Below are 12,743 nucleotides of genomic sequence, written 5' to 3'. Positions count from 1 at the left end.
CTCAGGCCGCCAAGATCTCGCCCAGCGCCTGCACCAGCGCCTCGCATTGCTGCGGCGTGCCAACACTGATGCGCAGGTACTGCGCCACGCGCGGCAGCTTGAAGTGCCGCACCAGGATACCGCGCTCACGCAGCGCGGCGGCCAGCAGCGCGGCGTCACGACGTGGATGCCGCACCAACATAAAATTGGCCCTGGAGGGCAGCACCTCGAAACCCAGGTCTTCGAGCGCCAGCGTCAAACCTTCACGGCTGTGCATCACGGCAGTTCGGGTCTGCTCGAAATGCGCGTGGTCCTCATAGGCCGCCACGGCGCCGGCCAGCGCCAGGCGGCCCAAAGGGTAGGAGTTGAAGCTGTCCTTTACGCGCTCCAGCGCCTCGATCAGGTGCCGCTGCCCCACCGCGAAACCCACGCGCAGGCCCGCCAGCGAACGCGACTTGGACAGCGTGTGCATCACCAGCAGGTTTGGATACCGCCCGATCAGCTGGATGGCGCTGTCGCCGCCAAAGTCCACATAGGCCTCGTCCACCAGCACCACGCGCCGCGGCTGGCTTTGCAGCAGCTGCTCGATCGCCGCGAGCGGCAAGGCGCAGCCGGTGGGCGCGTTGGGATTGGCGATCACTACGCCGCCCACCGCGAGCGGATCGGCGCGCGCGTAATCCGCCACCTGGATCTGCATCTGCGCGTTCAGCGGCACGGCCTCGAAGGCGATGCCATACAGGCCGCAAAACACCTGGTAGAAGCTGTAGGTGACGTCGGGCATCAAGAGCGGACGGTCGTGGCGGAAGAAGGCGAAGAACGCGTGCGCCAGCACCTCGTCCGAGCCGTTGCCCGCAAACACCTGATCTGCGTGGATGCCGTGATGCGCCGCCACCGCCTCGCGCAGCGCCGTGGCGCGCGGGTCCGGGTACAGCTGCAGGTCCTGGCGCGCGGCCGCGGCGATGGCCTGCACCACGCGCGGCGACGGCGGGTACGGGTTCTCGTTGGTGTTGAGCTTGACCAGGTTGGGAATTTTCGGCTGCTCGCCCGGCACATAGGGCACGAGGCCGCGGATGGCGGGACTCCAGAAGGTTTCTTCCGGGTTCACATTTGCTCCAGAATTTATAGCAGGTACCGAATACCCCATAAGGGCTACGGAGTGTTTTGACTCAAAAACGTCGAATATCAGCCGAGCAGCCGTGCCATCGTTAGCAGCGCAAGCAGCACCATCCACATCACGACCGAGCGCCAGACCAGTCCCACGATGCTGCGCAGGTGCGCCACTTCCGGCTCGCGCCCGGGGGTCGAGATGCTGTCCTGCTGGTCGGCCGTGGCCTCGAAGCCCGGGTTTGGCGCTTGCGCAAACGAGGCCCTCAAGGCCTCGCCGCCGAGCCGCACATTGACCGCGCCGGCGGTGGCCGCAAGGATCACGCCATCGTTGTCGCTGGGGAAGCGCTGGGCATAGTTGCGCCAGCCGTCGATGGCTTCTTCAAAGCTGCCAACCACGGCAAAACTCAGTGCCGTGAGGCGCGCCGGCAGCCAGTCCACCACCATCCAGGCGCTGGCCGCCGCGCCTTGCAAGGCGGGGCTGGCGAGCTGGTTCTGGGCATTGCTCTTGTATTTCCAGTAGCGCGACACGAATTCGCTCATGCGGTAGAACACGGCACCGGTCGGACCCAGGCCAAAGGCCGCCAGCACCGAATACCAGGCCAGCACACCAAACACATGGCGGTGCGCCGCCAGCACCGAATATTCGATCACGTGGCGCACGATCTCGCTGCGCGGCAGGTCGGCTGCATCGACCTGCTGCCATCGCGCCAGCACGGCGCGGGCCTGCGTTTCATCGCCCTCGTCCAGCGCGTCCCGGATATCGGTGAAATGGTGGCTGAACTGGCGAAAACCGAGCGTGACGTAGAGCACCGCCACATGCCACAACACGGCAAAGGGCCAGCCCAGGCCCCACACCAGCAGCCAGTGGACGCCCAGCGTCAGCAGCGAGGGCAGCACGGTGGCCAGGCTCCAGGCGACCCAGCCATGGTGCGGCTTGCCCGCGTCGAAATTGCGGCTGACCCAGCGCGCCCATCGGCGCAAACCGGTGTGAAACGGATTGCCAGGCGCCAATGGACGAACCTGCTCGATCAGCAAGGCGAACAAAATGGCGAAGAAACTCATGGACGCATCATAACGAGCGGCGATGGCGATTCGCGATCCAGCCCTGCCGTTCAAGCCGACAGGAAGCGGTAAAAGTTGCGCAGCATGCCGGCTGTGGCGCCCCAGATAAAGCGCTCCTTGCCGTGGTCCTGGTAAGGCATCGAGAACCACTCGCGGCGCGTCCCTTCCCACTCGAAAGCCTGCAGGTGGTGATTCGCCGGGTTCATCAGAAACTCCAGCGGCACCTCGAACGCATCGGCCACTTCGTCCGGATTGGGATGCAGCACAAAGCCCGGGCGCACCAGCGCCACCACGGGCGTAATGATGAAGGCGCTGCCGGTGACGTAGATCGGCAGGGTGCCGATGACCTCGATGTTGCGCTCGTCCAGGCCTACCTCCTCGTGCGCCTCGCGCAGCGCCGTGGCGGCGGCATCGGCATCGGTGTCATCGACCTTGCCGCCCGGAAACGCGATCTGCCCCGAATGGGTGGACAGGTGTGCCGTGCGCTCGGTCAACAGCACCGTGGGCTGGTCACGCATGACCACGGCCAGCAGCACCGAGGCATGCGCCGGCAGGCGGTCGGTGAATTTCTTTTCCACCGCCACTTCCGGCTGCCAGCGCGGCGGATGGGCAAAGCGCTGCTGCAGGGCATCGGGCTGCAGCCGCTCGCGGCCCACGGCGGGCAGGCCGGTGTCGATGCGGTCCACGGGAATCCGGCGCGGATCGAAATTCGGCAGCCCCGAGAGCGGCATGAAGGGCGTGGAGGACAAGTGGTGCAGGCCTTGAGAAATAAAAAAGGCCGCTACCAGCAAATGCTGCAGCGGCCTCTTGTGCGGGGAAGCTGGCTTTAGACGGCAGCAGCAGCGGCGGCCTTGGCCCGGGACGGAAGCTTTTCCTTGATGCGCGCCGACTTGCCGCTGCGTTCGCGCAGGTAGTACAGCTTGGCGCGGCGCACGTCGCCGCGGCGCTTGACTTCGATACCGGCAATCAGGGGGCTGTAGGTCTGGAAGGTGCGCTCGACGCCTTCGCCGCTGGAGATCTTGCGCACCGTGAAGCCGCTGTTCAGGCCGCGATTGCGCTTGGCGATCACCACGCCTTCATAGGCCTGCACACGCTTGCGGGTGCCTTCGACCACTTTGACGCTCACGATGACCGTGTCGCCGGGGGAAAATGCGGGGATCTTCTTGCCCAGACGGGCAATCTCTTCCTGCTCTAGAGTTTCAATCAGGTTCATGGTTTCCTCACTCGATCGTGGCCGCGCTGCACTGGAAGGCTTGTCGGCATTTGCTGGGCAATATGCGTCAAAGCGGCCGGCCAGAGGATCGAAAAGCCTTTAATTATAGCAATATAAAGCCGCCGGCCTTAAGCTTGCGACTAAGGCGTCCCCGCCAGAAAGGCTTCATCCCGCAGGTCCAGCCGCCCCGCGGCGCGGGCCGCCTCGATCAGGTCCGGGCGCTGCCGGGCGGTGATTTCAAGGCGCCGGTCGCGCCGCCAGCGCTCGATCTGTCCATGGTGGCCCGACATCAGCGCCTGTGGCACCTTGCGGCCCGCCCACTCTTCGGGCCGCGTGTAGTGGGGGCAATCGAGCAGGCCGTCGAGTTCGGGGTTGAAGCTGTCGAACTGGTGGCTGCCCTCGTCGTGGAGCACGCCGGGCTGCAGCCGCGCCACGGCGTCCAGCAGCGCGATGGCCGCGATCTCGCCGCCCGACAGCACAAAGTCGCCCAGGCTGATCTGCACATCCACATGCGCGTCGATGAAGCGCTGGTCGATGCCCTCGTAGCGTCCGCACACCAGCACCGCGCCGGTGCTGGTGGACCAGCGCGCCACGCCCGCGTGATCGAGTGGCGGCCCCACGGGCGAGAACAGCACCACCGGGGCGGCAGCGCCGCGCTCGGCCCGGATCGCCTGCAGGCACTGCGCCAGCGGCTGCGCCAGCATCACCATGCCGGGGCCGCCGCCAAACGGGCGGTCGTCCACGCGGCGGTAGTTGCCCTCGGCGAAATCGCGCGGACTCCACAACCGCAGTTCGATCTGTCCGGATTCGTAGGCGCGGCGCGTCACACCGCTGGCCACGAAAGGCGCAAACAGCTCGGGAAACAGCGTGATGACATCGAAGCGCATGGCGCGATGTTGAATTTTAGTAATCCGGCTGCCAGTCGACGGTGATGCGCCGCGCCGGCAGATCCACGTTATCGACGTAGGCCGACACGAACGGCACCATCCGTTCTTGTGCCTTGCCGTCCTGCGTGTAGCCGATCACCAGCACGGTCTGCGCGCCGGTGGAGAGCAGCTCCGTCACCTGCCCCAGCGCCACGCCTTCGCGGTTGAGCACGTCCAGGCCAATCAGGTCGACCCAATAGTACTCGTCTTTGTTGGCGGTGGGAAAACTCGAGCGCGGCACGAAGATGCGCGCCCCCTTGAGCGCCTCGGCGCCCTCGCGGTCGTCGACTTCCCTGGCGCTGGCCACGATGGTGCCAGAGTGCTCCTTGGCCTCGCGCACGCGCAGCAAGGCGGTACCGGTAAAGGTTTTCGCAACTTTCTCGGAGGGCAGCAGGTACCAGCGTTTGGAAGAAAAAAGCGCCTCGGGCGAAGCGCTGTGGGGCAGGACCTTGAACCAGCCCTTGATGCCCCAGGCGTCCAGGATGCGCCCGACTTCGATGGCGTCCGCTGGTAATTCAGCGGGTTCCAGGCCGGGCAGCATGCAATGAACCGCAGCGGCTGTCGCGCAAGCCGGCCGGCTTACGCGGCCTTCTTGGCGGCCTGGTTGACCAGGCGATCCACCGTGGGAGAAGCCTGCGCGCCCACGCCCGTCCAGTAGGTCAGGCGATCCTGCGCAATGCGGATGCTTTCCTCGTGGTCTTTGGCGATCGGGTTATAAAAACCGATACGCTCGATGAAGCTGCCATCGCGGCGCGTGCGCTTGTCGGCCACGACGATGTTGAAAAACGGGCGGGCTTTGGAGCCGCCGCGTGAAAGACGAATGACAACCATGATTTATCCTTGGGAACGATTGAAATGGCTCTCAAGCCCTGAGCAACCGTTTAGCAGCCAAATATTCCGGCGTTGAGACACGCAACATGGCCACCCGGCCAGTCACACGCTGAAAAGCCCTCCATTATATCGTTTTTGACTCTTATGCCTCCCACCTCCTGCCTGATCCGCCCCAGCCGCAGCGACGATGTCGCCGCCACCACGGCCATTTACACCCATCACGTGCTGCACGGCACCGGCACCTTCGAGATCGACCCGCCCACCGAGGCCGACATGACCGCCCGACGCGCCGATGTGCTGGCCAGGGGCCTGCCCTACCTGGTGGCGGAGCAAGCGGGCCAGGTCATTGGCTTCGCCTATTGCAACTGGTTCAAGCCGCGCCCCGCCTACCGCTTCTCGGCCGAGGACTCGATCTACCTGGCCCCCGGCAGTCACGGCCAGGGGCTCGGCCGCGCCCTGCTGGCGGAACTGGCAGCGCAGGCAGAAAGCGCGGGCGTGCGCAAGCTGATTGCCGTGATTGGCGACTCGGCCAATGCGGGCTCCATCGGCGTGCATCGCTCTGCGGGCTTCGCGCACGTCGGTGTGATCAAGTCGTGCGGCTGGAAGTTCGACCACTGGCTCGATGTCGTCCTGATGGAAAAGGCGCTGGGTGTGGGGGATTCCCGGCCACCCGACGAGCAGGAAAATCAGACCCGCCATAATCCCGCCCTATGAAAAACAAAACCATCGCCGCGTGGCTGGCATTCCTGGGCGGCCCTTTGGGCCTGCACCGCTTTTATCTGCACGGCCTGCGCGACCTGATGGGCTGGCTGCTGCCGCTTCCGACCGTGCTCGGCCTGTACGGCATCGAACGTGCGCGGCAGTTCGGGCTGGACGACCAGTGGAGCTGGGTGTTGATTCCGTTTGTCGGCTTCACCATCGCCGGCTGCGCGCTGACCGCAATTGTCTTCGGCCTCATGACGCCCGAGAAATGGAACGCCAAATTCAACGCGGCGGCCGCCGAAGATGCAGCGCCCGGACACACCAACTGGTTCACCATCGGGGCCATTGTGCTGTCGCTGCTGATCGGCACCAGTGTGCTGATGGCGAGTATTGTGTTCAGCTTCCAGCACTATTTCGAATACCAGATCGCGGAAGCGCACAAAATCAGCCAGTAGCGGGGACCGGTCAGAACAGGCGCCAGCTGACCCACCAGGCGACGGCCGCGACAAAGGCGCTGGCCGGAATGGTGAAGATCCAGGCCCAGACGATATTGCCCGCCACGCCCCAGCGCACGGCGCTGGCACGCCGGGTGGCGCCGACACCCACGATCGCGCCCGTGATGGTGTGCGTGGTGGAGACCGGAATTCCCAGCAAAGTGGCCAGGAACAGCGTCAGGGCACCGCCCGTTTCGGCACAAAAGCCGCCCACGGGCTTGAGCTTGGTGATTTTTTGCCCCATGGTCTTGACGATGCGCCAGCCACCGAACATGGTGCCGGCCGCGATGGCCGTGTAGCAGCTCGCAATGGTCCAGAACGGTGGCGAGCTGTCCGACGCCGCCGCGTGGCCTGTGGCAATCAGCAGCATCCAGATGATGCCAATGGTTTTTTGCGCATCGTTGCCGCCGTGGCCCAGGCTGTAAGCCCCGGCAGAGAACAGCTGCGCGCGCCGGAACCACCGGTCCACTCTGGACGGTGTGGCGCGCCGGAACGTCCAGGCGACCGCCACCATCATCAGGGAGCCCAGCAAAAATCCGAGCAGCGGCGAGACAAAAATGAACAGCACGGTTTTCCCGATACCCGAGCTGACCAGCGAGCCGGTCCCGGCCTTGGCGATAACCGCACCCACGATGCCACCAATCAAGGCATGCGAGGAACTGCTGGGAATGCCGTAGTACCAGGTAATCAGGTTCCAGCAGATGGCGCCGATCAAGGCTCCGAACACCACGTGCACATCCACCACGCCCGGATCGGCAATGCCTTTGCCCACCGTAGCCGCCACGCTCAGGTGAAAAACAAAGAGAGCCACAAAGTTGAAAAAAGCCGCGAACACCACGGCCTGACTCGGCTTGAGCACCCCGGTCGAGACCACGGTGGCAATGGCATTGGCCGCATCGTGAAATCCGTTCAGGAAGTCAAAGACGAGCGCCATCACCACCAGCAGCACAACCACCCACACCGCCACCTGAACCGTCGCCATGTGCGGTCCCGGCTCAGGAATTCTCGAGGACGATGCCCTCGATCATGTTGGCGACGTCCTCGCACTTGTCGGTGATGGTTTCCAGCAGCTCGTAGATGGCCTTGAGCTTGAGCACCTCGCGCACATCGGGCTCCTCGCGAAACAGCTTGCTCATGGCCGAGCGCATCACGCGGTCGGCGTCAGACTCGAGCCGGTCGATTTCCTCGCAGGTTTTCAAAGCCGCCTCGGCGTTGCCGGATTCGGAAATCTTGTCGAGCAGCTTGACGGCATCGCGCACACGCTCGCAGCACTTGACACTCAGATCGGTCAGGCGCGTGATCTCCTCGGTCATGTGGTGCACGTCGTACAGCGCCATGGTCTCCGCCGAGTCCTGGATCAAGTCGGCCACATCGTCCATGGTGTTGATCAGCGAGTGGATCTGCTCGCGGTCGATCGGCGTGATGAAGGTCTTGTGCAGGGCCTTGTTGACCTCGTGTGTCACACGGTCGGCGGCGCGCTCGGCGTTGTCCACGTCCTGGTTGTACTTCTCGCGCAGATGCAGGTCGCTGTAGTTGGCCACCAGTTTCGCAAAGGCGTGAGCGGCCTCCACGATCCGGTCGGCATGCTGGTTGAACATCTCGAAAAAATTACCTTCGCGCGGCAGCAACTTTGCAAACAGCATGGTTCTATCCTGGAATATCGGCCGGAAATGTGGCGCTCTGTGACCCGCGAGAGTTTAACCGCCGCTCTATCGCTGCCTTGCGCGAGGCGCTCGATCCGGTGCAAAACGCCCCGGCACAAAACGCCCGCCCTGGCACTGCGGCACATGGGGCTGTGGGGAGAATCAGGGATTTCACAAGCGCCGAATGGTTTGCGTGCTGACACGGCGCAACTGCGCGGCGCTCACGCGCTGCGGCGCAATTTCTGCCAGCGGCACCAGGACAAAGGCGCGAGCCGCCATGCGCGGGTGCGGAATCGTCAGCGCCGGGCCTTGCAGCTGCGCCTCGCCGTACAGCAGCAGATCGAGGTCCAGCGTACGCGGGGCATTGCGGTAAGAACGTTCACGCCCGGCGCCCTGCTCCAGGCGCTGGAGCTGCAGCAGCAGCAGGGGTGCGGGCAAGGCAGTGGAAACCTCTACCACGGCATTGATGTAATCCGGGCCGCCGGCATCGATCGGCGCCGTGCGGTAGAGCGACGAGCGGCGGGTGAGCTGGGTGTCCGGCAAGGTCGCCAGCGCGTTCATGGCCCCGCTGATCGTGGCCACGGCATCACCCAGATTCGCGCCCAGGGCAATGTAGGCGGTGACACGCTCCGTCTTCAAGAGAAAGAGGCCTCAAGCCCTTGTGTCGTCTGCGGGAGTAGCTACGTTTTTTGTAGCTCCCGAGTGACGCCGGCGGCGCCGTTTTTTCGGGGCGTCCGGCGTGCCGGCATCGCCGGCATCATCACCACCAATATTGTCGCCCGCCTCGGCGCGGGCAGGCGGGCGGGCCTCATCGGCCACGCTGGACGACGCGGGGGAAGCAGGCTTGGCCACCCGTACGCGCTGGCGTACGGGCTGCCGCTCCTGCCGGGCCTGCTCGAGCAGGCCTTCGCGCTCGTCGTCGTTGGCCATGCTGAACTCCTGCCACCACGCGGCCAGCGCCTCGTCGATTTCGCCGACATCGGCGCGCAGGCGCATGAAGTCGAACGCGGCGCGAAAGCGCGGCTGGTCCACCAGGCTGTAGGGCGTGCTGCCGGTGCGCTTTTCGAAGCGCGGCTGCATCATCCATATCTCGCGCATGTCGCCGGCCAGCTTGCCGCGGCCCGACACATCGCCGATGCGCGCGTTGAACACGTCGTCGATCGCGTCCTGCAGCGCCGGGAAGGAAGGTTGCCGCTGGCGCCCTTCCGTGCGCTGGCGCCAGCCATCGCGCACATCGGCCCACAACACGCACGAGAGCAGGAAGCTGGGCGCCACCGGTTTGCCCTCGCCGACGCGCCGGTCAGTGTCCTGCAGCGCAGCCTTCACAAAGGGCTGGTCCGCACGTTCGACCACCACGTCGAGCAGCGGGTAGATGCCATGCGCCAGGCCCAGCAGCTTGAGCTGTTCGATCGTGGCCAGCGCATGGCCGGTCTGCAGCAGCTTGAGCATTTCGTCGAACAGGCGGCTCTGCGGCACGTCGGCCAGCAGGGCCTCGGATTTGACCAGCGGCTGCGCCGTTTTGGGATCGAGCTTGAAGCCCAGCGGCGCGAGCTTGGCTGCAAAGCGCACCGCGCGGATGATGCGCACCGGATCCTCGCGGTAGCGCGTGGCCGGGTCGCCAATCATGCGCAGCACCAGCTTCTTGGCGTCCTTGATGCCGCCGTGGTAGTCGACCACGACCTGGTTTCTCGGGTCGTAGTACATGGCGTTGATGGTGAAGTCACGCCGCACCGCGTCTTCTTCCTGCGGGCCCCATACGTTGTCGCGCAGCACGCGGCCGGTCGAATCCACGGCATGCTTCATGCCGGCGAGCTCGCTCCTGCTGGTCTTTTCGTTGCCGGCCACCTGCTCGGCGGCGGCGTTGTCGAGGTAGGCGCGGAACGTGGAAACCTCGATCACCTCATGCTCGCGCCCGCGCCCGTACACCACGTGGACGATGCGAAAACGCCGCCCGATGATGAAGGCGCGGCGAAACAGGCCCTTGACCTGTTCGGGCGTGGCGTTGGTGGCCACATCGAAGTCCTTGGGGCGCAGGCCCAGCAGCAGATCGCGCACGGCGCCACCCACGATATAGGCCTCGAAACCCGCCTGCTGCAAGGTGCTCACGACATTGAGCGCGCGTTCATCCACCAGCTTGGGGTCGATGCCATGCACCGCCTGGCTGACTTCCACGCGTTTGCCGAAATCGGGCTTTTTGGCCTTGGCGGCGGTGGATTTGGCCGGGTCTTTGCCCAGCAGTCTGTCGATAAATTTTTTAATCATGATTTGGAAAACAGGTCCAGTATGCGCCATCCGCGCTCGCTGGCGAGGGGACGCAGGCGGTCATCCGGATTGGTCGCTATGGGGTGGCGCACCTTCTCCAGCAGTGGCAGATCGTTGATGGAATCGGAGTAAAAAGTGCTGTCCACGTCGGCCCAGCCGAGTTGGCGTGCGGCCAGCCATTGTTCCATGCGCGTCACCTTGCCGCCTCGAAACGAGGGCACGCCGCGGATCTCGCCGTTGAACCAGCCGTCCGGCCCGCGCTCGAGTTGCACCGCAATCAACTCCTTGACGCCGAAGACGTCGGCAATGGGGCGCGTCACGAACTCGTTGGTAGCGGTGACGACCAGCACTTCGTCGCCCGCGCGCTGATGCTGCGCGACCAGCGCAAGCGCCTCTGGCTTGAGGTTCTTCTGCACCACATCCCGCATGAAGCGGGCGTGAGCAGCTATTGAATTCGTAGCACCCTGGCGCCGCACGGCATCGATGGCAAAGCGCACATAGTCGTGCACGTCAAGCGTGCCGGCCTGGTACTGGGCGTAGAACGCGTCGTTCTTGCGCGCAAATTCGACCGGGTCGGTCCAGCCGATCTCGATGGTGAACTGCCCCCACGCATAGTCGGAGTCAATCGGCAGCAGCGTGTGGTCGAGATCGAAAAGGGTGAGGTTCACAGGCTGCAATTGTATTGATCCAGGCTCACACGTTGTCCAGCATCGACTTGATCAGCGGAATGGTGACGGCCCGCTGGGTCTGCAGCGAATAGCCGTCGATCAGGTCGAGCAACTGCACCAGGCTGCCCAGGTCACGGCTGAAACGCGTGAGCATGAAGTCCATCACCTCGTCGCCCAGAAACACGCCGCGCGCATCGGCCTGCTGGCGCAGCACGGCGCGCCGCTCGGGCTCGCTGAGCACCTGCAACTGGAACACATGGCCCCACCCCAGGCGCGAGCGCAGGTCCTCGCGCAGCTTCAAGTCCGCGGGCGGCATCTCGCCCGCCGCCAGTACCCAGCGCGGATGGCCATCGCGCGAACTCATGGCGTTGACGAACCAGTTGAACGCCGCATGCTGCTGCACCGCGGTGTACAGATGCACGTCGTCGAGCAGCACGGCGACCCAGTTCTCATTGAACTCGGGTGGTTCCGCCACGGACGCATCGAGCCAGCCCACGCTGGTGCCGCCGGCGCCCTGTTCGCGCAGCGCCTCGCGCACGCTTTTGAGTAAATGCGTCTTGCCGCTGCCGCTGGGGCCCCACAGGTAGGTGGGAACTGGCGAGCGCGTCGGATTGCCGGCCCACAGTTGCAGGTGCCTGAGCGCCGCCTCGTTGGGGCCGACAAAAAAGCTGGCGAACGTGGGGCCGCTGGCCAGTCCGATATCAAGAGCGATCTGCTTCATCGGTGATGTCCACCCGGCCTCAGCCCTGGTACAGCTTGCTCGCGAGGTAGCTCGCACGCACACGCCGGACGCCGACCAGCAGCACCGCGCTGGCGGGCAAGGCCACCAGCACGCCGACAAAACCGAACAGCTGGCCAAACGCGAGCAGGGCAAAAATGACTGCCAGCGGATGCAGGCCGATCCGCTCGCCGACCAGCCGCGGCGTCAGGAAGAAGCTCTCCACCAGTTGACCCAGGCCATACACCGCGGCCACCATCACCAGGGCCTTGATCGAGGCGAATTGCAGCAGTCCGGCCAGCGTGGCGAGTACCAGCCCCAAGCCGAAGCCGAGGTAGGGCACGAACACCGCCAGCCCGGTGAAGATACCGATGGGCATGGCCAGATCCAGCCCGAACAGGGACAGGCCCACGCTGTAATACACGGCCAGCATCAGCATCACCAGCAACTGGCCGCGCAGGTACTGGCCCAGCACGGTATCCGACTCGGTCGTGAAGCTGTCGAAAGCCTCGCGCAGATGCGGCGGCACCAGCTCCACGATGCGGCCAACAAACCGGTCCCAGTCCATCAGCAGGTAAAACAGCGCCACCGGAATCAGCACTGCATTGCCCACCACCGCCAGCGCCACGCTGCCGCCCAGCTTGAGCGACGAGAGCAGCGAGCCGAGCGTTTCCTCCACATTGCCATTGAGGTACTGAAGCATCAGGCCCTTGATGCTGGCCACATCCAGCGAGACCTTGACACCGAACTGGGCCAGCAGCGGCTCGATCCATCCGCTCAGCCGGTCCAGCAGCACCGGCACCTGGTCGCGCATCAGCGGCAACTCCTTGGCCAGAATCGGCACCACCAGCAGCAACAGGCCGAGCAGCGCCACGATAAATACCAGCTCCACCAGCAGGACCGCCAGGACGCGCGGCATACGCCCGTGCCCGAGCCGGTCCAGCCTGTTCACCAGGGGCGTCAGCGCATAGGCCAGTACCGCCGCGACCACAAAGGGGGTGAGCACGGGACCCAGTTGCCACAGCGCCAGCAAAACCAGGATGGCGATGGCGATCCAGGCAGCGGCGCGTTTTTGAACAGACGTGAATTGCATGCGGGCGGTTATTGAAAGACGTGGGCCCGCGCAGAAATATCGGCG

The 12,743-nt window shown here is 64.8% G+C and carries 16 protein-coding genes; 2 read left to right on the top strand and 14 right to left on the bottom strand.

The window, feature by feature from the left end; genetic code table 11:
- Position 1: 1 nt before the first annotated feature.
- The 7 genes from hisC to rpsP form a co-directional block, all read right to left on the bottom strand.
- On the bottom strand, positions 2-1,123 hold the full coding sequence (gene hisC, locus EUB48_RS06340; protein ID WP_142818106.1) for a histidinol-phosphate transaminase: 1,122 nt from the start codon (positions 1,121-1,123) through the stop codon (positions 2-4).
- 38 nt (positions 1,124-1,161) lie between these two features.
- Positions 1,162-2,148 (bottom strand): CobD/CbiB family protein, encoded by a 987-nt coding sequence (locus tag EUB48_RS06335; RefSeq protein WP_142818105.1) that lies wholly within the window; start codon positions 2,146-2,148, stop codon positions 1,162-1,164.
- A 50-nt stretch (positions 2,149-2,198) separates the two neighbouring features.
- Complete coding sequence (locus EUB48_RS06330) at positions 2,199-2,879, bottom strand: CoA pyrophosphatase (protein WP_142821122.1); 681 nt, start codon at positions 2,877-2,879, stop codon at positions 2,199-2,201.
- A gap of 95 nt (positions 2,880-2,974) precedes the next feature.
- Positions 2,975-3,361 (bottom strand): 50S ribosomal protein L19, encoded by a 387-nt coding sequence (gene rplS / locus EUB48_RS06325; protein WP_142818104.1) that lies wholly within the window; start codon positions 3,359-3,361, stop codon positions 2,975-2,977.
- Between the two features lie 140 nt (positions 3,362-3,501).
- Positions 3,502-4,248, bottom strand: coding sequence for a tRNA (guanosine(37)-N1)-methyltransferase TrmD (gene trmD, locus EUB48_RS06320; protein ID WP_142818103.1), 747 nt, complete (start codon positions 4,246-4,248; stop codon positions 3,502-3,504).
- Positions 4,249-4,264: 16 nt separating this feature from the next.
- Complete coding sequence (gene rimM, locus EUB48_RS06315) at positions 4,265-4,828, bottom strand: ribosome maturation factor RimM (protein ID WP_142818102.1); 564 nt, start codon at positions 4,826-4,828, stop codon at positions 4,265-4,267.
- Between the two features lie 38 nt (positions 4,829-4,866).
- Positions 4,867-5,118: a 30S ribosomal protein S16 gene (rpsP, locus tag EUB48_RS06310; RefSeq protein WP_077560470.1), complete on the bottom strand. Its 252-nt coding sequence runs from the start codon at positions 5,116-5,118 to the stop codon at positions 4,867-4,869.
- A gap of 144 nt (positions 5,119-5,262) precedes the next feature.
- On the opposite strand from rpsP, the gene EUB48_RS06305 reads away from it, so the two are divergent.
- Positions 5,263-5,832 carry a GNAT family N-acetyltransferase gene (locus EUB48_RS06305; protein ID WP_142818101.1) on the top strand — a complete coding sequence of 190 codons (570 nt, stop codon included), beginning with the start codon at positions 5,263-5,265 and terminating at the stop codon, positions 5,830-5,832.
- Positions 5,829-6,275, top strand: coding sequence for a TM2 domain-containing protein (locus tag EUB48_RS06300; protein ID WP_142818100.1), 447 nt, complete (start codon positions 5,829-5,831; stop codon positions 6,273-6,275). Before EUB48_RS06305 ends, EUB48_RS06300 begins: the two co-directional genes overlap by 4 nt.
- A 10-nt stretch (positions 6,276-6,285) precedes the next feature.
- Here the strand turns inward: EUB48_RS06300 and EUB48_RS06295 are convergent, their stop codons facing one another.
- The 7 genes from EUB48_RS06295 to EUB48_RS06265 all read right to left on the bottom strand — a co-directional run bounded on the left by EUB48_RS06295 (position 6,286) and on the right by EUB48_RS06265 (position 12,698).
- Positions 6,286-7,296, bottom strand: coding sequence for an inorganic phosphate transporter (locus tag EUB48_RS06295; protein ID WP_142818099.1), 1,011 nt, complete (start codon positions 7,294-7,296; stop codon positions 6,286-6,288).
- Positions 7,297-7,309: 13 nt separating this feature from the next.
- On the bottom strand, positions 7,310-7,957 hold the full coding sequence (locus tag EUB48_RS06290) for a DUF47 domain-containing protein (RefSeq protein ID WP_142818098.1): 648 nt from the start codon (positions 7,955-7,957) through the stop codon (positions 7,310-7,312).
- Between the two features lie 171 nt (positions 7,958-8,128).
- A complete protein-coding gene (gene folK, locus EUB48_RS06285) occupies positions 8,129-8,596 on the bottom strand; it encodes a 2-amino-4-hydroxy-6-hydroxymethyldihydropteridine diphosphokinase (RefSeq protein WP_142818097.1) in 468 nt (155 codons plus the stop codon).
- A gap of 12 nt (positions 8,597-8,608) precedes the next feature.
- The gene (pcnB, locus tag EUB48_RS06280) at positions 8,609-10,219 is read right to left on the bottom strand and encodes a polynucleotide adenylyltransferase PcnB (RefSeq protein WP_142818096.1); all 1,611 of its coding nucleotides are present in this window, start codon (positions 10,217-10,219) and stop codon (positions 8,609-8,611) included.
- Positions 10,216-10,887 (bottom strand): histidinol-phosphatase, encoded by a 672-nt coding sequence (locus tag EUB48_RS06275; protein ID WP_142818095.1) that lies wholly within the window; start codon positions 10,885-10,887, stop codon positions 10,216-10,218. The genes pcnB and EUB48_RS06275 overlap by 4 nt, the downstream gene beginning before the upstream one ends.
- A gap of 25 nt (positions 10,888-10,912) precedes the next feature.
- Positions 10,913-11,608 (bottom strand): DnaA regulatory inactivator Hda, encoded by a 696-nt coding sequence (hda, locus tag EUB48_RS06270; RefSeq protein ID WP_142818094.1) that lies wholly within the window; start codon positions 11,606-11,608, stop codon positions 10,913-10,915.
- A 19-nt stretch (positions 11,609-11,627) separates the two neighbouring features.
- A complete protein-coding gene (locus tag EUB48_RS06265) occupies positions 11,628-12,698 on the bottom strand; it encodes an AI-2E family transporter (RefSeq protein ID WP_142818093.1) in 1,071 nt (356 codons plus the stop codon).
- Positions 12,699-12,743: the final 45 nt, after the last annotated feature.

The sequence above is a fragment of the Rhodoferax sediminis genome (genome assembly GCF_006970865.1).
In the GTDB taxonomy this organism is placed as follows: Bacteria; Pseudomonadota; Gammaproteobacteria; order Burkholderiales; family Burkholderiaceae_C; genus Rhodoferax_A; species Rhodoferax_A sediminis.
Note: the sequence above shows the minus strand (reverse complement) of the source record. Positions and strands in the feature narration are given on the sequence as shown.